Here is a 25,827-nt window from a genome sequence, read left to right as displayed (position 1 = left end):
ATAGGTCAGATTACTAGAAGATAAATCAAGCGGAAGGTGATTGGAATGGAACAGCGCAACAAATCTCATCGCAATTATGCTCATTTGATATATTCAGTTCTAGCGTGGCTCTTTGCAGCTTGCATTGTCATACAGCTGTTTTTCGCCGGATTAGGGATGTTCACGGATTCGAAGTTCTGGGAGTATCACTCCAATTTTGTACATTTTTTTGAATTCATCCTGTTGCTATTGGTGATTATCGCATTCATCGGCAAGCTGAGCCACGGTTTGCGTTGGTGGCCCTTCGGTTTATTCGCCATGATCGCGCTCCAATATTTGACTGCAGAAATGACATTGGGCACTACCGCAGCAGCATTGCATCCTGTTATTGCAACATTCTTATTCTATGGATCCGTGAATGTGGCTGTTAGGGCAACTCGTACGCTTAAGTAAGTGCAATTTGCAGCATTGCGTTAATTCAATGTTAACAATAAGGCACTCAGGTGGAGACAAACAATTTTAGATATGTCATGGTTCCGAGGATAATGAAGGCACCCCCATCAGGTGCCCTCTATTTTCGTCGTTAGAGATACGGTGAACCGCAGTTTCCCTTGTCTGTTAGAGTATTCCAAAAGGACAGTTAATACCGTCTATCTTCTGGCATAATAGATTGGCAGTAACAGTATAGATTTTTCAACAAAGGAGTCATTATATCGTGTTGTGTCAGTCTCCTGGTTATACTCCACAATCCGCTGACTTGCTGTTAGATGTAATTGCCGATTATATTGAGCTTATTTAGCTGATCTTTGCTAAAGCTACGGTGAGCTATTACAGCACGTTATGATTTAATAGGATAGGCCCTTGTAGATAATATTTGTAAGGGCCTATTTGAATTTCGCTCTATCGATGATACGGAGAACCGTATCATAATTAAGGGCATGTTTTTGCTTTTGAAGCCGACAGAGGCAGAACTGGCCCTGAAGTGCGGGGAACTGTATGAATAAAAAGCCAGATCATTGCGTTAACTGGGAACTATGCTCAATAAACCACATGAAGCTACCCCTGTGATCGGCACTTCATTACGTTAACGGGCAGGATAATGTAATATTCCATCATGCAACCGGCGAAATATTCGCTTGCATGTTCAGTTCTTGGGTAAATTAGCTCAATAAATTCTATAAATAAGATTATATATGGTATAATATGAAAATATATTTTAAAATACTAAAGCGTTATGAAATGGTGGACTAAACGAATGGAACGTACAATTCAATTAATGGAAACCCATTTAAATATCGATCTTGGAAATCCGCCCTTTTTAAAAATAGATAACGGGTTGCAAATTCCATATTCTTCGATTAAGGGGATAACAACAGGTAGACCCATACCAAATGCTTTCAAGCTTTATGGTTTTTCTTTTGGAGGAACAAGAAATGGATTATTTAGATTCAATGGAGGTTATCATCTCTACTTTTTTAATAATGAGGTTGATACCCTTCATTTTGACTTGAATAATTTTCTTGTTGGTAAATTTAAAATATCAAAGTTAATCATTGATGTTAAAAACCCTGAAGAAATAAGTAAAACTATCTCCGAAAGATTGACGTGATAGTTCAATACCGAAAGGTCTACCGCACTGGCTTTTCTCAACTAACGGGCAGTTTTGCTGAATAGATCTGGAAAAAAGGAAAGTGAGTTATACATATACCTACTGTATACTAAGTTCTTCCACTTGCTGAGTATGTGGAGCGTCTGACCTCTCACGGTTGGGCTGCGGTCAAGAAAGGATAAAATCGTCAGGTAGATTTGCCTGGTGGTCCTTCGTGTGAGGGGAGGAGATATCCGGCAGATGCGATTGTGATCAAAAGCCACCCATGACGCACGTGCGTCATGGGTGGCTTTTGATCATTTTCATACGTTCAGGAGGGGGCCGTGGTGCAATAGCGATGTTTTCAATCATTTCGGTGGACAGAGTATTGCGTGAAAATGGCCAGCATGACCCTGGAACGGCCATTCTTCGTATCCATTTCCGAACCGGACTTACTTGACCGGCCCCATCCAGGTTGTAATCGTCTTCTTCTGGTGCGGCAACGGCGGTTTCAACTTCCCGTTATCGATCAAATGCTTCAAAATATAAGCGACCAGCCGGCCTCCGCCGGTATTGCCTCTCACCATGTAAGCAATCTGCGGTTCCAAATGCTTCGGCTGATTTTGCAGGAACAGCTTGAGCATTTTATCGTAGAGCTTGCCGACAGCAGGCGCATACAGGGCGGACAAATCCGGCATTGCCTTGTTCAACCGATCCAGCGTTTGCGGAGAGTCGATCCAAACCGCATTGAACTTGTACCCCTCCTCCGTCTTGCGGATGTACCCCTTCTCCAGCAGGAACGAATATTGCTCGCTGTTCCCTTCGTTGTCGGGCAGTTCCCCTTGTTGGAACGCATGGCAAACCTCGACATTCCGGTATTCCAGGAAACGCCAATCCACCTGGCGGTCGCTCCAGTACGTATTGAATTGCCACAAGTATAAGGGACTGTCTTCGACGTAGCGGAGACTCGGACCGAAGGTGACGTAACTGCTCAGATCAAAACCCGGATCGGCATTGCGGCTCCGGTTCAACGCCGCATAGGCGATATACTGCCCTCCGTCCTTTCGCATCGGCGCGACCGCATCGAAGTTGTCGCCCGCCGGCATGCTCCGCCAGGATTGCTCCTCGACGTTCTTGGGCAGCAAGGTCCAGAGCAGGAAGTTATAGTCGCCGTCCGGAACGTACACTCCGCTATCCTCGACTTGCCGGCGAACTTCAATTAACGCGTCGAAATGAACATCGGCCACTTCGGCGGCGCACTCTTGATAGAATCGATGACTGGCTCCGGCCAACTCGACGATGTCCCAGACTATGGTATTGCTTTGATATTTGCCGGGAGAGGTTTGGATGAGAAAATTGTAATCGGCCAGGTGCCGGACTTCGTCTTCCAGCAAAGACGGCGGCATTCCGAGCTCCTCCGCGATTTGATGGACGGTATGCGCCTTGTGATAAGCCGCGTAAACGATATTTTGCGCCAAGGCGCGTCCAAGAAAATCGTTGGTTTCGCCCAGTCTGCCGGCCGAACCGGAATGGCCCATTTCCCCCATGCTGACCGGATTGACACTCAAAGTTCCTGTTGCGCGCATACGTTTCATCCCTTTCCTTAACTCCTTTTTGGCCTCGCTCAGATGCCACTTCACCGTGTTGACAGGAATGTTCAGAGCAATCGCGATATCGCCGATTTTAAGCTCGTCGTAGTAATGCATGACTACGATCCGGCGATGGATGTCGGACAGAAACGCGACTTCCCGGCGCAGCTCGCGGTAAGCTTCGGTTACCAGCAGCCGGTCAAGCGGCTCCCGGGATCGGTCGGCCGACAGTTCGGACATGCCGTTGATTTCGATCGCTTGGGGAGCGTGCGCACGCTTTTTCAACCAATTCACCCAAGTGTATCGGGCAACCGTCCAGACGTAAGCCTCCAGGCATCGAATGTCCCGCACCCCGGAGAAGGATTTCAACAATTGCAGCATAATCTCCTGAGTCAGATCCTCCGCCTCCGCCCGCTGCTTGACCCGGTTCAATGCAAAACCGAAAATCGGTTTGACATAGCTCCGAATCGCTTCCGCCGCTTCTTTTCCGTTCTGCCCGATCGAATCCATCTTTCGCCTCCGCAGTTGCATCTGTAATTCCTGACAATCAAATAGTGTGCCAGGCGAAATAAAGGTTGGGATATTTTCAAAAAAATTTGGACGTCCTACCGGATCGAATGGTTAAAGAGACGTTATGAACTTTTTGTTGAGTTTAATGGAACAAGAATTAAACAAGCTGAAGATTACTTAAGATTTAAGGGTCTCACTTTTAGTATATAAAGATACTTTTTTCCGTTCAACTAAGGTACGCCAGTTTAATAAAGTCAGTCTAAAACCTTCCATAAGAAGCAAACTAGATTTAATAGACTCTTATGGGAGGTTTTATTTATGATTTTAAGTAATTTATGGCGGCTGTATGAAGCTGATAAAAGTCCGATCGGTTGAAACCCAGCAGCTTGGGACATCGCATATGAAGAAACATATTTAACACCAAATCCTTCCTTGAAGTTACGTGAACCTAAAATGGAAACGTATTCCTAAGTTCTTGATCGAGGAGGATGTCATTCACTTGAAAATCTCTTGTCATTCTCTGAGAGAAAGGGCTCTTCTAGAGTTTCTCTACAGTACCGGCTGCCGGGTTGGAGAGGTGGAGAAGTTAAACACCTGAACTTTGAGAACTGCTCCGCAATTGTAAATGGCAAGGGATCAAAACAAAGAGAAGTTTACTTTACAACCGAGTGTAAAGTTTGGTTGAAGAAGTATCTTGTGAGCCGCGAGGACTCCTGCAAGGCCCTATTTGTAACCAATATAAATCCAACAAGACGGATGGCTATTCCGACGATCAGGTGGGCATTAAAACGGCTTGCAGATCGTGGTGAGCTCAAAGTTGCATGAAAAAGCATCAACCACTCAGATTTACGCCCAACTGCGTGGGGAACGCCGGCGAGAACTCTACCGGCGTTACTTTTAGGTTCGTTGCGGCGGGTGTCTTATTGAGGTCTATGTTCAACTAAATGGCAGTTTAGCGTGGCGGCCAACCAACTAAGTGGTTGCTTAATCTCAATTGTTGGAAGGAAAGTTCAATTCATTCGCGAATTCATTAGACATGCCGAAGTTGCGAATTTCGCAAAAAAATCGCGGTAGAACATTGGAAAGAGCATTGTAGTTTTCTATATCTTCATAGAAAGGTGATTACACATGAACCAAAGACCGTCTGAAGAAGAATACGCCGGGGACGCCGGCGAGTATATCCGGTTGGTGCCGGATGGCAACATCATCGACATTCTGCTCGCCCAGGAAAAGCAAATGACCGAGCTGCTGGCATCGTTGACCGAAAGCCAGAGCGCCTATCGGTATGAGGAAGGAAAATGGACGCTGAAAGAAGTCGTGGGCCACATCGCAGACAGTGAACGCGTCATGACCTACCGCCTGCTCCGATTTGCAAGAGGGGATCAGACGCCTTTGCCCGGTTTCGACCAGGAATTGTTCATTCCTCCTTTCGGAAGCTGGACAACCGCGCAATTGGCCGAAGACTACCGGGCCGTACGGCAATCGACGATCACACTGCTGCGCGGGTTGCCGACGGAGGCGTGGTCCTACAAGGGCACAGCCAACAACGTAAGCATTACGGCGCGCGCCCTCGCTTACGGCATCGCAGGACACGAGCTTCATCACATGGGGGTCATCCGAAATCGTTACTTGAGTTAGTCGTCCATACTTTATCGCACCCTTCCCGCCCGGTTCATAGGCTGATATGAAGAGAGGACAAGACGGCTAACGGGAAACGATAGCCTAATCAACCATCTTTTCGTTGAACGTTATTCTTTTATTCGAAAAAAATCAACATTTAACATAGCCTTGAATAAAAGGACCTCATCTTCCGCCATCGGAAGATGAGGTCCTTTTTGGGTTTGATAGAAAAAAGCAAAATCGTAGAATAATGAGAATTGCCGCTCCGGCAGGCGTTATTTATTGTAGAAGTATACGCGGTCAGGAAGGGAGATGAGCGTGATCGATCAGGAAATCGAACAAGGCGTCCATTCTTTCAGCAGCGCATCGGAGTGGGTAAAGCCGGAAGACCCCGTCATTCTGCAACGATTGGAATGGTTCCAAGACCAGAAGCTGGCGCTCATGATGCATTGGGGTCCGTATTCCCAACTCGGCTTAGTGGAGTCGTGGGCGCTGAGCGACGATGACGGCGATTGGGCGCGCAACGATATCGACTGGACCGACGATAGCGCGGAAATGAAGCGGTCGTACATCGATTTGAACAAGACGTTTAATCCGATCCGCTTCCGGCCCGACCAGTGGGCGAAGACGGCCGCCGAAGGCGGGTTCAAGTATTTGATCTTTACGACGAAGCACCACGACGGCTTCTGCATGTGGGATACGCATACGACGGATTACCGGATCACGGACAAAAACACCCCTTTCCACACCCACCGGTATGCCGATATATGCAAACACGTGTTTGACGCTTTCCGCAAGGAAGGGATGGCGATCGCAGCCTATTTCTCCAAAGCGGACTGGCATACGCCCTACTATTGGGCGCCGGGCATGGATAGAGGGAGCCAAATGTGGCGGGGTCCTTCGTACGATCCGCAAGATTATCCCTGGCTATGGGAAAATTTCGTTCAATTTACGCATGAGCAAATCATGGAATTGACGACCCGGTACGGGAGGATCGATATTCTCTGGCTGGATGCGGGCTGGGTGAGAGAGGGAGGACGGGTCAAGCAGGATATCCGGCTCGGCGAAGCGGTGAAGCGGGCGCGCCGGATTCAGCCTTGGCTGCTCGCCGTCGACCGCACGGTAGGAGGTCCTTACGAGAATTACGTGACCCCGGAGCAAACGATCCCCGATAAGCCCATGACCGTACCTTGGGAAAGCTGCATCACGATAGGCACATCCTTCTCGTTCGGATACGAGGACCGATACAAATCCGCCCGCGAATTGGTCCATATCCTGATGGAAGTGGTGGCGAAGGGCGGCAACCTGGCGCTCAACGTCGGCCCTCAACCGGATGGCCGATTGCCGAAGGGCGCCGTCCGAAGCATGAAGGAACTCGGCGCATGGTTGAAGAAATACGGAGAAGCCGTATACGGCACGCGCATATGCGCTCCGTACTACACCGGTTCTTGCGCGTTTACCTGCAATGGAGCTGCGGTTTACTGCACCTATTTATATCCAGACGAAGACGCGCCGCTCTCGGAGCGTCTCTATCTTCCGTATCCCGAACGCGCAGCGGCCGTCGAACTCGTGGGAGTCGCCGGGGAGCTCGAATTCGGGCGAGAGGGCGAAGGCTTGTCGGTGCGGCTCCCGGCATCGGAGCTCGCCCGCAAAGCTCCGATCGCCCATGTATTCCGAATCCGCAATAATTAGGCTGGTCAGCTTTCTCGACCAAACAAGGGGAGGGGAGGTGCGAAATGAACAGCAATTGGTTTCGGCGACTTCTTTTATCGTACCTTCCTGCATTTTTCATCGTCATTTCGATTTTGTTCGCGGTCTTTTTTCAAACGCTGAACGAACAAAACCGCAAAGAAGCGATCAAAGCCAACGAATTTTTGGCGCAACAAGTCATCTCGTACACGGATAACACCTTGAAGACGCTGGACTACCGCATTTTGCGGGATGTTTTGTCGGCGCCCGTGCTGCAGCATTTTTTCGGCGCGAACGGCAACGACGTCTATGGGAACATTCAGGCCGCCGATCTCATGGAGGATTGGAAGTTCAATTACCCGATGATCGATTCGGCCTACTTTTTAAGATTGGAAGATCATTTCGTTTTGGGAGACGGATCGGGCCAGACGGCCGATTTTACGGACGAGCCGTTCCTCCTGCCCTTTGTCGAGCAGCAAAAAAGCTTGGGCGAATGGACCGGCAAAAGAACGTACAAGCCCTATGCGTCGGAGCGGCCGTCGGAAGTCATTACGATCGTGCGGGGGTACCCCCACTTTGCCAGCGCGAAAAGCGGGTATATCGTCGTCAATGTCAGCTTGTCCAAGCTGAAGCGTTCGATCGCTCCCATGTACCACCCTGACCTCACCTACGTCCGCATCACGGACGGCGAAGGCGCAAGCCTGTTCGGCGAGGTTGCCGAAGAAGCGAACGACCGGAGCGTATTTTCCCATTACGTTTCTCCGTATACGGGCTGGGAGGTCTTCAGCGGACCCGCGAACCGCGGATGGACCCGGATAGTTCTGGACTTCTACAATATTTGGCTTGCGATTGCCGTGGTCGCGGTGCTGCTTGGCGCGATTTGGGTCGTGCACGTCACGCGCCGCAACTATCGGCCGATCAGCCAGATCGTATCGCTGATCCGGACGAGTTCGTTGATCCAGCAGGAAGACGGCAAGCCGGACGCCAACGAGTTCGGCTTTATCCGAAGAGCGTTGGAGCACTTCATGGAGGAGACGAAAAAAAACAGGCAACAGCATAAAGAAACCCTCATTTTGCAAAAGAAACACCGTTTCCAAGAGGCTCTGAAAGGAATCGTGCCCATCCGAGAGGCGGAATGGCAGGCGGATTTGATCCGATACCACGTGAATCCGGCAGGCTTGCGATCCTTTGCGCTGATCCTCGAGATCGATCGCTTCCAACGTTTTGTCGAAACCTACCACGCGCAGGATCAGTCCATCCTCAAATTCCTCCTTTCCAGCGCCGCCCAAGAAATGGTGCAGCTGAACGGGGCTTCCGTCTGGGCGGAATGGACGACGGACCGCCGGCTGTCGGCGGTCGTGTGGATTCCCGAACCGGCGGATGGGACCGCTATGAGGAATGCCATCGGGGAGCAGATCGTGGAATGGGTTCGCGCCAACTTGAGCTTTACCGTCACGATCGGCGTCCACGGCATGGCCGCCAGTCTGGAGGAGATCCGGAGGTCCGGCGATATCGCCGGAAATTTGCTGCAATACAAAGCCGTTCTCGGAACGGGAAGGCTCATCCGTCCGGAAGAGATCGAAGGAACGACATCCCGAATTCACGATTTTTTCGGCACGATCCACGCTTTATCGCAGGCGATCCGACTGCAGGAAAGCGATTGGACGAAACATCTGGACGAACTGTTCGAACAAATCCAAGAAGCGGTTTCCTCGCGGAAGGAAATCGAAAGCCTGCTCCAGTTCCTGCATCAACAATTAAGCCGCGTATTCCTGGAATCGGCAAAAGAGTACCGGGATGCATGGAAGGACGCGGAAGCGGAATGGCAGCGACTGGAGAAAGGTTGGGAAACCGTTCGCGAGCTGCAAGGCGCCTGCGGCAGCATCTTCGGCGAATTGTCGGATCGGATGCGGAAAGTACGGGATTCGCAGCGCAACCGGGCGGTGATCGGGGACATTCGGAGCTACATCGAGAATTGCTACGCCAACCCGGAGCTTTCCTTGGATCACTTGAGCGACAAGTTCGTGTTGCATGCCAAAAACATAAGCAAGTTGTTCAAGGAGGAGTTCGGCGGGAATTTCGTCGATTTTCTCATCGGGCTTCGAATGGATCATGCGAAGCGCATGCTCCGGAAAACGGACAAATCCTTGCAGGAAATCAGCGCCGAAGTCGGGTACCACAACTATAATTCATTTAACCGCGCCTTCAAAAATTTGACGGGATTATCGCCCAGCGACTATCGGAAACAGGTGCATTCATAGAAAGCGAACGGTCCGGTGTCAGCCGAATCCTCGGTAGCGTCAGCAAGCGGCGCATACCGGGGGTTTTCTCGTTTCGGGGAAAAACGGCAAGGATGGAAAATGGCGAAGCGTCCTTATTCGTACGCGCGATCGGCTTATTCTGGCGATTCCGCGAAAAAGGTGGGGTCTGCGAATCTTACAAATTGATGGAGAGAAGAAGCGCGGGCTAGAATCGAACTACCGAACCCGACGACCCGGATGGGAAGACGGCGCTTGGAAATCCATCCGACAAGGAGTCGTGCCGATGTCGCAAACGTGGGTCAAAGTGAGGCGCAGCTGGGAGTTGTACCTTCTCGTCCTGCTGCCCGTGCTGTATCTCCTCGTTTTTAAGTACGTTCCGATGTTCGGAGTCTTGATCGCGTTCAAAGATTTTAACGCGGTCGATGGCATTCTGGGCAGTCCGTGGGTGGGATTCAAGCACTTCCAGAATCTGTTCGCCTCTCCGAATTTTCCTCTTTTGATCAAGAACACGCTCGGCATCAGCTTCTATTCGCTCCTAGCGGGTTTCCCGATTCCGATTCTTCTTGCTTTGGCGCTAAACGAGATCCGGACGGGTTTTTTCAAGCGCGCCGTACAGATGGTCACTTATGCTCCGCACTTTATCTCCACCGTAGTCATGGTCTCGATTCTGATTCTGATGCTTTCTCCGCACGTCGGCGTCGTGGAGCGTTTCTTCTCGCTCTTCGGGTGGTCCAACACCAACTTCATGGGAGAGCCCGGACTGTTCAAATCGATTTACGTCTGGTCGGGGGTATGGCAGGAGATGGGATACGCTTCGATCATCTACATCGCGGCCTTGGCCGGCGTGGATCCCGCTTTATACGAAGCCTCGCGCATCGACGGGGCTTCCAGATTCAAAAAGATCGTCCACATCGATTTGCCGTCTCTGGTCCCGATCTCGGTCATCCTGCTGATTCTTAGTTTAGGGAATGTGATGGGCGTCGGGTTCGAAAAGATCTATCTCATGCAAAATCCGCTTAATCAAAGCACGTCCGAAGTCATTTCCACTTACGTGTACAAGGTGGGTTTGCTCGGGGCCAATTTCAGCTTCTCGTCGGCCGTAGGGCTGTTCAATTCCGTCATTAATCTGATTCTGCTCTTGCTTGTGAATTTCGTTGCCCGCAAAGTATCGGAAAACAGCTTGTGGTAAAAAAGGAGGTCGTCCATGTTCAACACGCAAAGGATCAAGGAGCCGTTCGGCGACCGCGTTCTGCTCGTCTTCCTCTATGTCTTGCTCTCCGTCATCGCGTTGTCGGTGCTATACCCGTTGCTGTACATCCTGAGCTCGTCTCTTAGTTCGCCCAATGCGGTCGTGTCCGGCCAAGTATGGCTGTTCCCGACGGCATTTTCGCTCCGAGCGTACGAAGCGATCTTGCGCAGCTCGCAGTTGATGCTCGGCTACTACAACAGCATCGTTTATACCGTCGTCGGAACCTTTATCAATGTCGCCTTCACGGTGTTGATGGCTTATCCGCTGTCGCAGAGGGGAATGCCCGGCCGAAAATACCTTATGATTTTGATGATGATCACGCTCTTCTTCAACGGCGGGCTCATTCCGACTTATTTGCTGGTTAAAGATCTTCATCTGCTGGACACCCGTTGGGCGCTCTGGCTGCCGGGAGCCTTCTCCGTCTTCCAGGTCATCGTCGCCCGAACGTTCTTTCAGACTTCCATTCCCGTCGAGCTGCAGGAAGCTTCTCAGATCGACGGCTGCCGGGATTCCCGTTATTTATGGAGCATCGTACTCCCGCTTTCCAAGCCGATTTTGGCGGTGATGACTTTGATGTATGCGGTCGGTCATTGGAACGCCTACTTCGACGCCTTGATTTATTTAAGGTCGGAGCATTTGTTTCCCCTCCAGTACGTGCTTCGGAACTTGCTGATTCTGAACGCGGCGGATCCGGGGATGCTGGCGAACACGTCCCAGCGAATGCGAGACCAAGGATTCGAACAGGTGCTCAAATACGCTTTGATCGTCGTGACCTGCATCCCCGTCTTGATCCTGTACCCGTTCGTGCAGAAGCATTTCGTCAAAGGCGTCATGATCGGCTCCTTGAAGGGGTGAACGGCGATGATTACGCCCGGAGGTGAGGTCCAAGAACATCGAGTCGTCTTTGTCCGACAGATCGGAAACGGCAAGTCAGGCAACCCGGCGGCATCCGCTTTTCCCATCCACGCAGGGCCATGAAAAGGAGGAGTCAGTTTGAAAAGGACACTGTGGGTATCGCTCATGATTTTGTTGGTCGGCAGCATCGCGCTTGCCGCTTGCGCCGGCGGAGACAAAGGGAATCCAGGCGCAAGTCCTTCGGCGGAAGGATCGTCCGCCGATCCGTCCGCCAATTCCAAGCCTGCAAAGCCGGTTGACGTCTCGTTCTTCGCCCCGCAAGGCAAAGCGCCGCTGGAAGACAATGATTACACGAAGTTGGTGGAGCAGAAATTCAATGTCAAGATCAAGTGGGACCTGGCGCCTGCCGATGCATTGGTGGATCGCAGGCAGCTGCTGCTCGCCAGCGGCGACTATCCGGAAGTGTTTCTGGAAGGCAAATTCACGACGACGGATATTTTGACTTATTCCAAACAGGGCGTGCTGATTCCGCTGAACCGTCTGATCGACCAGTATGCTCCGAATCTCAAAGCGCTCATGGAGAAGAAGCCGTATCTCAAGACGGCCATGACGGCGCCGGACGGCAACATCTACGGCATTCCGCGGTTCAACGAATGCTATCACTGCCAATATTCCCAAAAGTACTGGATCAATCAGGAATGGCTGGATCGCGTCGGGCTTTCGGTCCCGACCACGACGGATGAATTGTACGCCGTGCTGAAGGCCTTCAAGACGCAGGATCCGAACGGAAACGGAAAAGCGGACGAAATCCCGCTGACCGGCGCGCCGAACAAATCCGTATGGAACGGCAATATCGACGCGTTTCTCATGAATTCGTTTATTTACAACGATAATGATAAGTATTTGACCGTAAACGGAGGCACGGTGGATTTCGCCGCGGACAAGCCGGAGTGGAGAGAAGGCCTCGCTTATATCCATCGGTTGTATAAAGAGGGGTTGGTCGACAAGGCGGCATTCACGCAAAACGATCAGGCGGTCGGTCAGCTGGGTAACCGCGAAGGCGACGAAATCGTAGGTTCGATCACGACCGCGCTGCTTAGTTATCTCGTCAACGTCTGGGACGACAACGTCATCCGCCACAAGCATTGGGTAATCGTGCCGCCGCTCAAAGGGCCCAACGGCGTGCAGCTTGCCGGCACCTCGCAAGGGCTGGGCGAATTCGCGTTCGCGATCACCAAGAAAGCGAGCGAAGCGCAGCAAATCGCCGCCATCCGAATCGCGGACTATGCATTCTCCGAAGAAGGAGCGCTGCTCAGCGAATATGGCACGCATGAAGGCGTCGGATGGAACAAGGCGCAGGCGGGAGAGAAGAACATTTGGGGCGAACCTGCCAAGTTCAGCTTTGAAAACTTGCCGCCCCAGGACGAGAATGCCATCCGAAACGATAGCTGGTCGTTGCTGGGTCCGAAGGACATGTCGAAGGAATTCCGCGATTCGTTCGCTTCCGCGCAAGACCCGCTGAGCTCGAAAGGATACGAAACGCGGCTGGCCCTGGCAACGAAGACCTACGAGCCTTACGCTCCGAAGGAATTCTATCCGGCGGGCGCCTATATCCGTCCGGAAGACACGGATGCCGCGGCGCAGCTGACGACGTCGATCAAGGAGTATGTCCAGTCCAATATGGCGCAGTTCATTCTGGGCAATAAAGACATCGAGAAGGATTGGGATGCCTATGTGAAAGGGTTCGACGGCTTGAATCTGAAGAAGTACATTGAAATCTATCAGGCCGCGATCGAGAAGAATTAATACGTTGTTTAAGGCAATCGCCGACAACCGCCGCGCCATACTCGCATATATAGAATCGTTCAAGACACGAGTGCGAGCGGAGGGATGGCATGACATACGGAAACAACAAGTGGGGTAAGCATCGGGTGATGGCGGGAGATGCCCAGCTGGCGCGACACCTCCCGCCTACCGGACCCGCGACCTATGCGTTCGTCCGGCGCATGCTGGGACTGTACGGGTCCGTTTATTTGAAACCGAGCCACGGCACGGGCGGATTCGGCATTTTCAGAATCAGCAGGCGCAACGGTGCGTACGAGCTGCGTTACCGGACGGTCAGCCGGTCGTTCGCTTCTTTCGATAAGGCGTTCGGCGCGTTTGCCAGAGCCAAGATGAACAAACGCTATCTGGCGCAAAAAGACATCTCTCTCTTGCGCCACCGCGGCCGGCCGTTCGACGTGCGCGTCATGCTCCAGCGCGGCGCGCGGCGGGAATGGACGGTCACGGGAATCGTCGGCCGTTTGGCCGGTCCCCGAAAAATCGTAACCAACTACCACAGCGGCGGTAAGCCGATGCAGGTGGCGGAGCTGCTGGCTTCGTCGATGTCGCGGACGGAGCGGGAGGTCTGCGTGAACAGAATGAAATCGCTCAGTTTGCGGATCGGCAAGCGGATGAGCCGAAGCTTTCCGCGGTTTCGCGCGTTCGGCATCGACCTGGGACTGGACCGCAACCGCAAGCCATGGATTATCGAAGTCAACTCCAAGCCCGACAAGTCGATTTTTCGCGCGCTCGCCGACAAGCGGATGTACCGCACCATCATGCGTTTTGCGAAGCGTTAAAGGACCGGTAACCGCCGCTTCACCTTCATCGGTTGTTGCCTCAAGACGAACGGATGACATCATCCGTTCGTTTTTTGCTGCTTCCCCGCTCTTTCTCTCCCCGTCAAAGCACCGCCGGGCGCGAGCAGCCATACGATGAAGCATCCCAAGCGCCTAAGGAGAAGAGGAGAATATGCAACTGGATTTGGAAACGGCCAAGCGGCTGCTGGCCGCCGCGGAGAACAAAGCGCGGCAAATGAACCTGGCGAGCGACATCGCGATCGTGGACGCGGGAGCGAACCTGATCGCCTTCCATCGCATGGACGGCGCACGGATCGCCGGCATCGGGATTGCCCAAGACAAGGCGTGGACCAGCGTGGCCATGCAGATGCCGACGGCCAACCTGACGCAGGCGGCACAGCCGAACGGCCCGTCGTTCGGCATCAACACGACCCACCAAGGGCGGCTCGTCATCCTCGGGGGCGGCATCCCGCTCGTGCGCGACGGACGCATCGTCGGCGGCGTCGGCGTGAGCGGCGGGACCAGCGCCCAGGACGTCGAGGTCGCGAACGCGGCCGTTCAAGCATTCGAGGCGATGCAGGCGCCGGGAACGACGCGGGGCGCCAGCGCCCGGATCGGGACGGCGCAATTCTACGGCTGACGCCGCGAAGGCGCTTGCGGGCGCGGAAGTACCGGGTGCGGACGGGATGGGCCGGATAGGCCGGTTAAGCGTCGCTTTTTTCGCCGCCGGTCGGTTCGCCATTCAACAGGGTAAGCGTGACGTCGATGGCGTGCCGGATGAAGTCCGGATCCGGACGCGCCTTCAGCAGGACGGTCAAGCCGATATAGGAGACGACGAGCGTCTGGGCGAGCGCCTTGGCGTCCCGGACGCCGGTCAGCTCCCCCGAGCGGATGCCGCGCTCGATCGTCTCCTGGAACAGGACGGCCAGATACATCTGGTGCTCCCGCGTCAGCACCTCGAATTTCTCGTCCCGCGGCGCCAGCTCCACGATTGTATTGATGCAGAAGCAGCCTCTGGAAGGCCGCGATGGTTCCGCTTCCTCGGACAAGCGTTCAAAGCAGTCGCGAAACGACGCCCGAACCGAGGCATGCCGCTGCAGGACGGCGCGGATGCGGGCGGCATGAGACCGCGTATACCGTCTCAGCGCGGCTTCGAACAAGCCCATCTTGTCTCCGAAGGCGGCATAGAGGCTGGGACGCTGGATGCCCATCGCCGCCGTCAAGTCGCTCAGCGACGCGGCCTCGTACCCCTTCTCCCAAAATAGCGCCATCGCGGCCTCCAGCGCCTTGTCTTCGTCGAATTCCCGCGGTCGGGCCATCATTTTGCCTCTTTTCTATATCGATCGGTATGATATGATCATACATTCAGCTTTTCCTGGCGTCAAATCAGTCCTCCGTTTTTGGCTTGACTAGAGATCGTGTCTGGAGATATAGTCAGGAAAAAGTTATGTACCGATTGGTATGTAAATTGGAGGAGAGAGTGCATGTTCGAAAGGAAGAATACCACCGAAGCGGGCGGCTGCGCCACAGACGCGCCACGCGCCTCCGCGATGTCCCGCACGCTGACCTTGCTGTTCGCCATCGCGAGCGGGATGGCCGTCGCCAATATCTACAGCGCGCAGCCGCTGCTGGACGCGCTGTCGGGCGAATTCGGCCTAAGCCGCGCGACCGTCGGCATCGTCATCACCGTTACGCAGCTCTGCTACGCGATCGGCCTTGTGACGCTGGTGCCGCTCGGCGATCTGCTGAACCGCCGCCGGCTCATTCTGGCCCACTTGCTGCTCACCGCGGGAGCGCTCGCGGCGGTCGGCACCGCGACGGCGAGCGTCGTCCTGCTATTGGGCTTCGCCGCGGTGGGGCTCCTTGCCGTCGTCACCCAGACGCTCGTCGCCTATGCCTCGACGCTAGCTGCGCCGGCGGAGCGCGGCCGCGTCGTCGGCCAAGTGACGAGCGGCATCGTCCTCGGCATCCTGCTGGCGCGCTCCTTTGCCGGCGTCATGACCGACGTCGCCGGCTGGCGATCGGTCTATCTGCTGTCGGCCGTCCTGATGCTCGCCTTGTCCGGCGTCTTGTACCGATTGCTGCCGGCCGACGACCGGTCCAAGCCGAAAATCGCCTACCCGCAGCTGCTTCGCTCGGTCTTCGTCCTGTTCGCCGAAGAGCGCATCCTGCGCATCCGGGCAGCACTGGCGCTGCTTCTCTTCTTCGCGTTCAGCACGCTGTGGACGCCGCTCGTCCTGCCGCTCAGCGAGCCGCCGTTGTCCCTTTCGCATACCGCGATCGGAGCGTTCGGTCTGGCGGGCGCCGCCGGCGCGCTGGCCGCAGCCCGGGCGGGACGTCTTGCGGATCGCGGCTACGGCCAGCGGACGACCGGCATCGCGCTAGTCCTGCTGACCGCGTCCTGGCTTCCGATCCGGTATCTCGGCCAGTCGCTACCGGCGCTGATCGCCGGCGTGATCGTTCTGGATCTGGCGGTGCAGGCCGTACACGTGACGAACCAGACGCTGATCTTCCGTGTCCGGCCCGAAGCCCGCAGCCGTCTCACCGCCGGGTACATGACGTTCTACTCCATCGGCAGCGCGGCCGGGTCGATCGCGTCCACACGCGTTTACGCGCTCGCCGGCTGGGACGGCGTCTGTCTGCTCGGCGCCGCGGCGAGCGCGCTGGCGCTTTTCGTCTGGACCGCGACCCGGCGTCTGTCGTAAGATCGGAGATAAGGGGCCTGGCTCCCCGCGGCCGCACCGCCGACGGCGGGTCGATCCGCGCGGCGGCCGGTCGACGATCCGAGGAGGGACAGACCTTCGTGACGCTGCAGCAATTGAAATACGTGATTGAAGTGGCCAACCGCGGCTCCATGAACGAAGCCGCCAAGCGGCTGTTCATTTCCCAGCCCAGCCTGTCCAACGCGATCAAGGAACTCGAGGAAGATTTGCGGATTACGATCTTCGAGCGGACGAACAAAGGCATTTCCCTGTCCAAGGAAGGAGCCGAATTCCTCGGCTACGCCCGCCAGGTGATCGAGCAGGCGGAGCTGCTGGAGAACCGGTATTTGAACGCCAAGCCGTCGCCGCAGCATTTCTCGGTGTCGACCCAGCATTACGCCTTTGCGGTGAACGCCTTCGTCAAGCTTGTGCGCGAGCACGGGCAGGAGGAGTACGAGCTGGCGCTGCGGGAGACGAAGACGCACGAGATCATCCAGGACGTCAAAAGCCAGCGCAGCGAGATCGGCATCTTGTACGTCAACGAGTTCAACGCCAAGGTGATCAACCGGCTGCTGAAGGACGCCAACCTGATGTTCACGAGTCTGTTCACCGCCCGGGCGCACATTTTCGTCAGCATCCGCAATCCGCTGGCGAAGCATGCCGTCGTCACGTTGGACCAGCTTCAGGACTATCCGTATTTGTACTTCGAGCAGGGAGAGTACAACTCGTTCCACTTTTCCGAGGAAATTCTCAGCACGCTCACGCACCGCAAAAGCATCCGGGTCAACGACCGGGCCACCCTGTTCAATCTGTTGATCGGGCTGGACGGTTACACGATCTCGACCGGCGTGCTTAGCGCGGATCTGAACGGCAACGAAATCATCCCCGTTCCGCTCGCCAGCGAGGAGACGATCCACGTCGGGTGGATCTGCCACCGGAACGCCGCGCTCTCCAAGCTCGCCGTCGCTTATATTCAGGCGCTGCAGGAAGCGGTCGCGAACCCGTTGGTTTGATATAGCTTTTGGCTATAACCAGCTATAGTTATTAGGAGTTACGCTATGGCTGGAAAAGCATGCTATCTTTCTGATATCCAACCAAGCGAATCGGCATTCGATCGAATCGGCCGTTCGCACGATCAGAGAGATGAGGAGAATATGCGATTATGTTTAGCGGTAACTTGGGCTATCCCCGCATCGGGCGGAACCGGGAATGGAAAAAAGCGCTGGAACGCTATTGGGCGGGCCAGTTGGAGGAAGGCGCGTTCCACGCGGAGCTGAAGACGATCCGCCTGGGCAATCTGAAGGCGCAGCAGGAACGGGGCATCGACGTCATCCCCGTCGGAGACTTCACGTATTACGACCACATCCTGGATTTATCGGCGATGTTCGGGCTGATTCCCGCCCGGTTCGGCTACGCGGGCGGAGAGGTTGATCAAGCGACCTATTATGCGGTGGCGCGGGGCAATCGGGAAGCTGCCGCCAGCGAAATGACGAAATGGTTCAACACCAACTATCACTACATCGTGCCCGAGCTGGCCGACGCCAACCCTGATCTGACGCGCAACCGTCTGCTGGACGCTTACCGGGAGGCGAAGTCGGAGCTCGGCATCGAGGGCCGGCCGGTGCTCGTCGGGCCCTATACGTTCCTCAAGCTGTCCAAAGGATATGCGCCAAACGAGCTGGACGGATGGATCGACCGGCTGCTCCCGCTGTACGCGCAGGTGCTGCGCGAGCTGGCCGCGGAAGGCGTAGCGTGGGTGCAGGTCGACGAGCCGATCCTGGCCACGACGCTGGCGGAGGAGGATCTGGCCCGCGTCGCCCGCATCTATGAGACGCTGACCCGGGAAGTGCCGGACGTCAAGCTGATGCTGCAAACTTACTTCGAGTCGGTCGACGCGTACGAAGCCGTCGTTTCGCTGCCGGTCCACGGCATCGGCCTCGACTTCGTCCACGACGGCGGGCGCAATCTGGCGGCAGTCCGCCGCCACGGCTTCCCGTCGGACAAGGTGCTGGGCGCCGGCCTGATCGACGGACGCTCGATTTGGAAGGCAGATCTTCAGGAAAAGCTGATCGCGCTGACCGCGCTGCGCGAATGGGTCTCGGCCGATCGGATTCTCATCCAGCCGTCCTCCAGCCTGCTGCACGTCCCCGTCAGCGCCGCGCAGGAGCGGGCGCTCCAGCCGGAGCTTCGTGACGCGCTCGCCTTCGCCGACGAGAAGCTGGAGGAGCTCGCGCTCCTCGCCAAGGCCGGCCGGTCCGGCACCGAATCGGTCGCCGCCGAACTGTCCGAAGCGGCCCGCCGGCGCCGCGCGCTCGCCGAGTCGCCGTCCCGCCAGCGCCCGCGCGTGCAGGCCGAGATGGCGAAGCTGTCGGCGCAGCCCGACGTGCGTGCCGACGCGTTCCCGGTTCGCCGGGAGGCGCAGCGCCGGCGCTGGAACCTGCCGCTGCTGCCGACGACGACGATCGGAAGCTTCCCGCAGACGCCGGAAGTCCGCGGCGCCCGCCAAAAGTGGCGCAAGGGCGAATGGAGCAACGAGGCGTACGAGACGTTCGTGAAGGAGCAGATCCGCGAATGGATCGACATCCAGACGGAGCTTGGGATCGACGTATTCGTCCATGGCGAATTCGAACGCAACGACATGGTGGAATTTTTCGGGGAGAAGCTGGAGGGCTTCGCCTTCACGGCGAACGGATGGGTGCAGTCCTACGGCTCCCGCTGCGTCAAGCCTCCCATCATCTATGGGGACGTGGAGCTCACGGCGCCGATGACGGTCGCAGAGACGGTTTACGCGCAATCGCTGACGTCGAAGCCGGTGAAGGGCATGCTGACCGGACCGATCACGATCTTGAACTGGTCGTTTGTCCGCGACGACAAAACCCGCGAAGAAGTCGCCTACCAAATCGCGCTGGCGCTTCGGGAAGAGGTGAAGGCGCTGGAGGAGGCCGGCATCGGCATGATCCAGGTCGACGAGCCGGCGATTCGCGAAGGGCTGCCGCTCAAGCGGGAGCAGTGGCAGCCGTATCTGGACTGGGCCGTCCGGGCGTTCCGGATTTCGACGGCCACCGTCCGCAGCGAGACGCAGATCCACACGCATATGTGCTACAGCGAGTTCCACGACATCATCGATGCGATCAGCGCGCTGGACGCGGACGTCATCTCGATCGAAACCTCGCGCAGCCACGGCGAGCTGATATCGGTGTTCGAGGACCATACGTACGACAAAGGCATCGGTCTCGGCGTCTATGACATCCATAGCCCGCGGGTTCCCGATGCGGGCGAGATGTGCGGCATGATCGACCGGGCGCTGCGCGTGCTCGACCCGGCGCAATTCTGGATCAACCCGGACTGCGGCCTCAAGACTCGCAAAGCCGAAGAGACGATCGCCGCGCTCCGCCACATGGTCGAAGCGACCGAGCGGGCGCGCGAAAGATACGCGGTCCAGGCCTAAGCGGGTCGTTAGATCGCCATAGTGGCGCTGATCCGATATGAATCGAGAAAAAAGAACCTCAACCTCCACAAACAAGCGGAGGTTGAGGTTCTTTTGTTTTGAACGTCGGGATGTTCCGCGGGCTTCTTTCAATCCTTCGCTTGCCTGCAATCCTGCAGACAGAAACCGGGGACGATGAAGCGTCTGCCTCAACCCAGCTTCGCGACGCTCACCGCGATCTTCTCGAGGTCGGCTTTGCTTGCTTTGCCGTCCGGCGAGCTGATCGTCACGAAGCGGTCGTCCAGCTGGAACGTCAGCATCGGCGTTTGGTCCGGGGTGTACCATTTGGCGGACGTGCCGTTGGACAGCTTGATCGTTTTGCCTTCGTATTCATACGCGTAATCGCGGGGCGAGACGTTGACGATCATATGGTCGAACACGAGGTTCACGCCGTCGCCCGTGGCGACCGCTTTCCGGTAGACGTCGCCTTTCTTCATGGACTTCGGCGCGTACGCCGTTTCGAACGATTCGAACTGCGCGAACGCCTTTTTGATTTCCTTGAGCTGTGCATCGGTGTACTTCACGTCTTGCAGCGCTTGGACGGGCGGACGGGAGGCAGGCGTGCCCGGGCGAGAAATCGGAGGCTTCGAGGCGTGCTTGGGCGCATTGCCTTTGTGCGCGTTCGAGGCGGCGTAAACGCCGGCGGCGCCGCTGACGGTCAAGGCGAGCACGGCCAGGGCGACGATCGATCGTTTCGTGTTTTTCTTCATGTAAGATCTCTCCTTTTTAGTCGAAATCGTAAATTTGGGTCACGGGCAGCGAATGGCGATCCGACGTCGTGACGGCGAGCCGCGAGCCGGACGGATTCCAGGACAGCGGATATTCGGGAAAAGCGTTGGGCGCGACCAGCGAAATCTTGCCGATGTCGGCTTGGAGCATGTAAACCCCGTTCATGCCGCCCTTGTCTTCGGCGTACACGGCAAAGGCCAGCTTGGCGGAGTCCGGCGACCACGCGAGCGCAGGGACGAGATCGCCTTTGCCGAGCAAGGCGCCTTGGGCGGTGCCGTCCGCGCCGTAGAGCCGCAGCTCCGCGGGGGCCGATCCCGCCGCGCCGGTCCCGGTCTCGGTCACGGCGATCCGCGCGCCGTCGGGCGAGAGGGCGAACGCGTCGGCTCCGGAGACGAGCGTTCGCGGTTTGTCTTCGCCCGGTGCGAACGACTTGAGCTTGCCGAGCTTGTCGAGGTAATAAAGGCGTCCGCCGCCGGCGCCGAAGGCCGAGAACGATTCGACGTCGGGATCGTTCAGTTCCAGCGTCGCGACCTTCCCAATGACGGCGATCAGGCGGAGGTCGCCCGGGCCGGTCATCGACCCCGCCGCCAGCGCGTACGTCCCGTCGTCCAGCCAGGCGCCCTTTTCCAGGTAGTTGTCGCCCGGCACTTCAACGACGCGGCCGGTGGCGCGTTCGACGACGGCATTGCTCGCCTTGTACTTGTCGCGCCAGGTCTGGCGAAAGACGTACCGGCCGTCGGGCGAAGGCTCCTCGCGCACGAACGCGCCGCCGCTCTCGGTCTCGGAAGGCAGCCGGACCTTGGTAGCCTTGCCCGGGACGTCGCGGACGAGGTCGTACGTGGACGTCTCGTATTCGAACTTCGCCTCCTCCGTGGCCGTGGCGGGCCGAACGGGCTTGGTCGTCAGGATGCGCACCGCGTCGTCGGACGTCCAAGACTCGACGCTCGCGCCCGCCAGCCGGTGGATGCGCTTCACGGCGGTTTCCCGGCCGGCCGTCGGTCCCGAGCCGGGCACGATCGTCAGCTTGCGGCCGTTTCCGCCGGAATCGCCGGAAGGCGTTTGACTGGCGTTCGCGCCTGCCCCGGCTCCCGGCACCGTTAATCGGTCCGCTCCGCCTTGGCAGGCCGCCAGCAAGCCGACGAGAGCTGCCGCGACGGCAAGCTTGCAAGCGTTCGATGCTTTTCCCTTTTTCATTCGCAGTTCCTCCCGATCATACGAGGTCTAATCATCGGCGGGCCGCCCGGTTCGCCGGCCGCGACTTTGTCGGGGCTCCCTGCTAAACCCATCTTATCGCCCGCGTTTCTCGAAAAGATTGCGAGCTTGTATCGAAGTTGTAAACATTGCGCGGCATCGATTTATTCCCCCGGACGTTCGGCCGGCAGGACGAGCTCGAAGCGGGAGCCGTCCGGTCCGGAAGCGGCGAGACGGACGTTACCGCCCTGCTTTTCCGCGAGGCTCCGGACGAGCGCAAGGCCGAGTCCCGTGCCTCCGGACGCCCGCGACCGGTCCGCGCTGACCGTATAGAACGGATCGAAAATGCGCGATTGCGCCTCGGGCGGGATGCCGATGCCCGTGTCCGAAACGGAGATGACGGCGGCCGGCCGCGCTCCGTCCCGCGTCTCCGTTCGATTGGAGAGCGTGACGGCGCCGCCGGCTCGGTTGTATTTGATCGCGTTGTCCAGCAGATTCAGCGCCATATGCATTACATTGTCCGGGTCGGCCCAGACGGTACCGTCGACTAGATCGGTCTCGAGGTCGACGCCGGCAGCGGCCGCCTTGGCCTGCATCCGCCGCGCGGCATTCTCGAGAAGCGGGCGGAGCGGGACCGACTCGGCATGGGTCTCGAACTCGTAGACGTCCATCGCCGACAGTTGGAGCGCCTTTTCCACGAGCGCATAGAGTCTCTCCGCGTCGTCGCGGATGCGTCCGCCGGCCTGTTCGAGCAGCGCCGGATCGTCCCGGTACATCTCGAGCAGATCGGCATAAGCGAGGATGGACGTGAGCGGCGTCTTCAGCTCGTGGCTGATGTTGCCGATGAACTGCTTTTGCTGCTGTTCCAGCTCCTGCAGCCTGGCGATCGTGGCGAGCAGCTTCTCCTGCTCCTTGGTCAATTGGCGGACGGAGCGGGCGATCTTCTCGCTCATGTCGTAGATGCCGACCGCCAGCTCCCCGAACTCGTCGCCCCGCCGGACCGAAGGCTTCGTCAGATAATCGCCTTGCCCGATTTGCTGCGCGGCGGCGTTCAGCCGATCGATGACGCTAACCTGGCGCCGGACATAGTAATAGCCGAGCAGGAAGCCTCCGGCCAGCACGGCCGCTCCGGTGAGGAGGAACAGCCGCCGGATGCTCTCGTAGAAAGCGTGCTGGTCCGCCAGAGAAGCATGGAATTGCACGCTTCCGAGCCGCTGGTCGCCGCCGTACAGCGGAGCGAGATAGAGCAATTGGTCGCCTTCCGTGATATAGGCGGCTTGGCCGCGGGCCGTATAGGTCAGCGCGTCGGAGACGTCCGCACGGGACTGGATCGGCAGCGAGGTGCCGACGAACGCGCCGTCGTTGTCGTAGAGCGTCACCGCCATACCGCTTTGTTCGCCGAGATCGATCGCCAGCCGCTGGCCGTTGCGGCTCATGAACGCCGCCGTGTCCGTCGTCTCGACGGTGAGGTATTCCTGCCGCACCCGCAGATTGGCCGCATCCGCAAGGCGTGCGAACGACTGCTCGAGCTCCGTCCGCTGATCCTTCCGGATGCCGGCGAGGACGAGTGCGCTCAGCACCGCGAGGACCGTCGCGAGCAGCAGCGCGAGAAGAACGGCGCCTTTGAGCTTGAGGCCGGGGCGGAAACGTCCGGACTTCATGGCGTGGACGCGGCGGCGCTTTTGTACCCGATGCCGTAAACCGTCTGGATGAGGTGCTGCCAGGCGCCGAGTTTTTTGCGCAGCCGCTGGACATGAATGTCGACGGTACGGGTGCCGCCCGCGAAATCCATGTCCCATACCTGTTCGAGCAGGGATTCGCGCGAGTATACGCGCTCCGGGTTGCGGGCGAGCAGCAGGAGCAGGTCGAATTCCTTGGGCGTCAGCTCGATCGGTTTTCCTTCCAGCCGAACGGTGCGACTGTACGCTTCGATCCGCAAGCCGCCGAGCGCGATCGTCTCCTGCGCGTCTGTCCCCGCGGTGTGCGCGGCGTCCGCGCCTCGCCTGCGGGACAGCGCCTTGACGCGGGCGATCAACTCCCGCATATCGAAAGGCTTGGTCATATAGTCGTCGGCGCCGAGCTCGAGCCCGAGCACCTTGTCCACGATATCGTCTTTAACGGTCAGCAGCAGGATGGCCGGCTTGTCCCGGCCCTCCAGCTTGCGGCAGACGTCGTAGCCGTTCAAACGCGGCATCATGACGTCCAGCACCATGACGTCGGGACGGAAGACTTCCGCCCGCTCCAACGCTTCGACGCCGTCCGCCGCGGTCTCGACGGCATAGCCTTCCCTGCGCAGCGCGTACGCGATCGCGCTTGAGATGCCGGCTTCGTCGTCCACGACGAGCACGTTCACCATTTCCGCTCAGCTCCTTGCCGCCGATTCGGCGGGAGAGTAGTTGCTCGTATTTGACGGGCGGCTCGCCCGGAAAGTTGCGCGGCGTGTCCGGCAAGCCCGGCGCTGAACGGCCCTCGGCCGCGATTCTGCTTAAAATGTACCCCATCCGCGAAGGCAAATATTCCAAAAGCCCGTTCCGGGCGCAAAAAAAGCATCTTCGCGAGGAAGATGCCCGGATATTCGTTCGGGAGGAGTCTTGCCGTTTTTAAGCTTCCTGCTTGCGGAACAGATGCTTGAGCGCGAGGAAGACGTCGGATTTGTCCTTGATGACGTAATACAGAAATTTCGGGTCGTCGATGTGCTTGTAAGCGGCCATTAGCGTGCTGGACCGATTGTACTGGTTGACTTCGCCGTAGCCGAACATATTGGACCGCCGCATCAGCTCGCCGATCAAGCGAATGCAGCGCTCGTTGTCGCTCGTCAGGTTGTCGCCGTCGGAGAAATGGATCGGGTAGATGTTGTACTCGTTCGACGGGTAGCGGGAGTCCATGATTTCCAGCGCTTTAATGTACGCCGACGAACAGATCGTTCCGCCGCTCTCGCCCCGCGTGAAAAACTCTTCTTCGGTTACTTCCTTTGCCTCGGTATGATGGGCGATAAAGGCGATCTCGACCTTTTCGTACCTCGTCCGAAGGAATCGGGCCGTCCAGAAAAAGAAGCTCCGGGCCGCGTATTTCTCGTAGCTTCCCATACTGCCCGACGTGTCCATCATGGCGAGGATGACGGCATTCGAATGCGGCCGCTCGACTTCGTTCCACGTCCGGTAGCGGATGTCGTCCGGCGAAATGCCGCCGATCTGCGGCCGCCCGTCGCGCGAATTGCGGCGCAGGTTTTCGAGAATCGTCCGCTTTTTGTCGATGTTCGAAATGATGCCTTTTTTGCGGACGTCGTTGAAGAGGATCTCCGTCTCGCTCATTTGCTTCTTGTCTTTCTTCTCCAAGCGGGGCAGCTCCAGCTCCTCGAAGAGCATCTGCTCGAGCTCCGCGATGTTGATCTCCGTCTCGTAGTAGTCGATGCCCGGCTGGTCGCCCGCGCCTTCGCCCTTGCCCGGGCCGCGGGCTTCCTGCGGATCGGTTCCGATTACGTCGCCGACCTCGGAATCTCCGTCCCCTTGCCCGACATGCTTGGATTTGTGATGGTTGTAGATGAAGTGATATTCATCCAGGCTGCGAATGGGAATCTTGACGACCTGCTGGCCGTTGGAGGTCAGGATGCTCTCGTCGGTCACCAGGTCGGGAAGGTTCATCTTGATGGCCTCCCGGACCTTCTGCTGGTGGCGGGACTGGTCTTGATACCCTTTGCGGTGAAGCGACCAGTCCTCGCGAGACAAAATGAACGACGGTTCGGTCATGGTCAGACACC

The 25,827-nt window shown here is 57.1% G+C and carries 20 protein-coding genes; 13 read left to right on the top strand and 7 right to left on the bottom strand.

Annotated elements, in window-relative coordinates:
* Nucleotides 1–45: 45 nt before the first annotated feature.
* Together LKX83_RS20385 and LKX83_RS20380 are read left to right on the top strand one after the other, a co-directional pair.
* On the top strand, nucleotides 46–432 hold the full coding sequence (locus tag LKX83_RS20385) for a DUF6220 domain-containing protein (RefSeq protein ID WP_227884332.1): 387 nt from the start codon (nucleotides 46–48) through the stop codon (nucleotides 430–432).
* An 802-nt stretch (nucleotides 433–1,234) separates the two neighbouring features.
* Nucleotides 1,235–1,588: a hypothetical protein gene (locus LKX83_RS20380; protein WP_227884330.1), complete on the top strand. Its 354-nt coding sequence runs from the start codon at nucleotides 1,235–1,237 to the stop codon at nucleotides 1,586–1,588.
* 431 nt (nucleotides 1,589–2,019) lie between these two features.
* Here the strand turns inward: LKX83_RS20380 and LKX83_RS20375 are convergent, their stop codons facing one another.
* Nucleotides 2,020–3,666 carry an RNA polymerase sigma factor gene (locus LKX83_RS20375; RefSeq protein ID WP_227884328.1) on the bottom strand — a complete coding sequence of 549 codons (1,647 nt, stop codon included), beginning with the start codon at nucleotides 3,664–3,666 and terminating at the stop codon, nucleotides 2,020–2,022.
* 1,128 nt (nucleotides 3,667–4,794) lie between these two features.
* On the opposite strand from LKX83_RS20375, the gene LKX83_RS20370 reads away from it, so the two are divergent.
* The 8 genes from LKX83_RS20370 (at nucleotide 4,795) to LKX83_RS20335 (ending at nucleotide 14,601) form a co-directional block, all read left to right on the top strand.
* Nucleotides 4,795–5,304 (top strand): DinB family protein, encoded by a 510-nt coding sequence (locus LKX83_RS20370; protein WP_227884327.1) that lies wholly within the window; start codon nucleotides 4,795–4,797, stop codon nucleotides 5,302–5,304.
* A 294-nt stretch (nucleotides 5,305–5,598) separates the two neighbouring features.
* Nucleotides 5,599–6,978: an alpha-L-fucosidase gene (locus tag LKX83_RS20365; protein ID WP_227884325.1), complete on the top strand. Its 1,380-nt coding sequence runs from the start codon at nucleotides 5,599–5,601 to the stop codon at nucleotides 6,976–6,978.
* 44 nt (nucleotides 6,979–7,022) lie between these two features.
* Nucleotides 7,023–9,236, top strand: a complete 2,214-nt coding sequence (locus LKX83_RS20360) for a helix-turn-helix domain-containing protein (RefSeq protein ID WP_227884323.1) — start codon at nucleotides 7,023–7,025, stop codon at nucleotides 9,234–9,236.
* A 283-nt stretch (nucleotides 9,237–9,519) separates the two neighbouring features.
* Complete coding sequence (locus LKX83_RS20355; RefSeq protein ID WP_227884321.1) at nucleotides 9,520–10,425, top strand: ABC transporter permease; 906 nt, start codon at nucleotides 9,520–9,522, stop codon at nucleotides 10,423–10,425.
* Between the two features lie 15 nt (nucleotides 10,426–10,440).
* The gene (locus LKX83_RS20350) at nucleotides 10,441–11,340 is read left to right on the top strand and encodes a carbohydrate ABC transporter permease (protein ID WP_227884320.1); all 900 of its coding nucleotides are present in this window, start codon (nucleotides 10,441–10,443) and stop codon (nucleotides 11,338–11,340) included.
* Nucleotides 11,341–11,478: 138 nt separating this feature from the next.
* Nucleotides 11,479–13,146, top strand: coding sequence for a type 2 periplasmic-binding domain-containing protein (locus LKX83_RS20345; RefSeq protein WP_370639105.1), 1,668 nt, complete (start codon nucleotides 11,479–11,481; stop codon nucleotides 13,144–13,146).
* A gap of 89 nt (nucleotides 13,147–13,235) precedes the next feature.
* Nucleotides 13,236–13,961: a YheC/YheD family protein gene (locus tag LKX83_RS20340; protein WP_227884319.1), complete on the top strand. Its 726-nt coding sequence runs from the start codon at nucleotides 13,236–13,238 to the stop codon at nucleotides 13,959–13,961.
* Nucleotides 13,962–14,133: 172 nt separating this feature from the next.
* Nucleotides 14,134–14,601, top strand: a complete 468-nt coding sequence (locus LKX83_RS20335; RefSeq protein ID WP_227884318.1) for a GlcG/HbpS family heme-binding protein — start codon at nucleotides 14,134–14,136, stop codon at nucleotides 14,599–14,601.
* Between the two features lie 64 nt (nucleotides 14,602–14,665).
* On the opposite strand, the gene LKX83_RS20330 is transcribed toward LKX83_RS20335, so the two are convergent.
* Complete coding sequence (locus tag LKX83_RS20330) at nucleotides 14,666–15,280, bottom strand: TetR/AcrR family transcriptional regulator (RefSeq protein WP_227884316.1); 615 nt, start codon at nucleotides 15,278–15,280, stop codon at nucleotides 14,666–14,668.
* Nucleotides 15,281–15,511: 231 nt separating this feature from the next.
* Here LKX83_RS20330 and LKX83_RS20325 point away from each other — a divergent pair, with 231 nt between their 5' ends.
* The 3 genes from LKX83_RS20325 (at nucleotide 15,512) to metE (ending at nucleotide 20,111) form a co-directional block, all read left to right on the top strand.
* Nucleotides 15,512–16,666 (top strand): MFS transporter, encoded by a 1,155-nt coding sequence (locus tag LKX83_RS20325; RefSeq protein WP_227884436.1) that lies wholly within the window; start codon nucleotides 15,512–15,514, stop codon nucleotides 16,664–16,666.
* A 98-nt stretch (nucleotides 16,667–16,764) separates the two neighbouring features.
* Nucleotides 16,765–17,676 carry a LysR family transcriptional regulator gene (locus LKX83_RS20320; protein ID WP_227884315.1) on the top strand — a complete coding sequence of 304 codons (912 nt, stop codon included), beginning with the start codon at nucleotides 16,765–16,767 and terminating at the stop codon, nucleotides 17,674–17,676.
* A gap of 149 nt (nucleotides 17,677–17,825) precedes the next feature.
* Complete coding sequence (gene metE, locus LKX83_RS20315) at nucleotides 17,826–20,111, top strand: 5-methyltetrahydropteroyltriglutamate--homocysteine S-methyltransferase (RefSeq protein ID WP_227884313.1); 2,286 nt, start codon at nucleotides 17,826–17,828, stop codon at nucleotides 20,109–20,111.
* A 188-nt stretch (nucleotides 20,112–20,299) separates the two neighbouring features.
* Here metE and LKX83_RS20310 read toward each other — a convergent pair whose 3' ends face one another.
* From LKX83_RS20310 to yhbH, 5 genes are all read right to left on the bottom strand, one after another.
* Nucleotides 20,300–20,860 (bottom strand): hypothetical protein, encoded by a 561-nt coding sequence (locus LKX83_RS20310; RefSeq protein WP_227884311.1) that lies wholly within the window; start codon nucleotides 20,858–20,860, stop codon nucleotides 20,300–20,302.
* 16 nt (nucleotides 20,861–20,876) lie between these two features.
* Nucleotides 20,877–22,073, bottom strand: coding sequence for a TolB family protein (locus tag LKX83_RS20305; RefSeq protein WP_227884310.1), 1,197 nt, complete (start codon nucleotides 22,071–22,073; stop codon nucleotides 20,877–20,879).
* A 161-nt stretch (nucleotides 22,074–22,234) separates the two neighbouring features.
* Nucleotides 22,235–23,731: a sensor histidine kinase gene (locus LKX83_RS20300; protein ID WP_227884309.1), complete on the bottom strand. Its 1,497-nt coding sequence runs from the start codon at nucleotides 23,729–23,731 to the stop codon at nucleotides 22,235–22,237.
* Nucleotides 23,728–24,426, bottom strand: a complete 699-nt coding sequence (locus tag LKX83_RS20295) for a response regulator transcription factor (RefSeq protein WP_227884308.1) — start codon at nucleotides 24,424–24,426, stop codon at nucleotides 23,728–23,730. The genes LKX83_RS20300 and LKX83_RS20295 overlap by 4 nt, the downstream gene beginning before the upstream one ends.
* Nucleotides 24,427–24,670: 244 nt before the next feature.
* Entirely contained in the window at nucleotides 24,671–25,816 is a 1,146-nt protein-coding gene (gene yhbH / locus LKX83_RS20290; RefSeq protein ID WP_227884307.1) for a sporulation protein YhbH, read from the bottom strand.
* Nucleotides 25,817–25,827: the final 11 nt, after the last annotated feature.

The sequence above is a fragment of the Cohnella baijiui genome, assembly GCF_020731285.1.
GTDB lineage: Bacteria > Bacillota > Bacilli > Paenibacillales > Paenibacillaceae > Cohnella.
The sequence above is the reverse complement of the archived record's forward strand: the minus strand, read 5'-3'. Positions and strand labels throughout refer to the sequence as shown.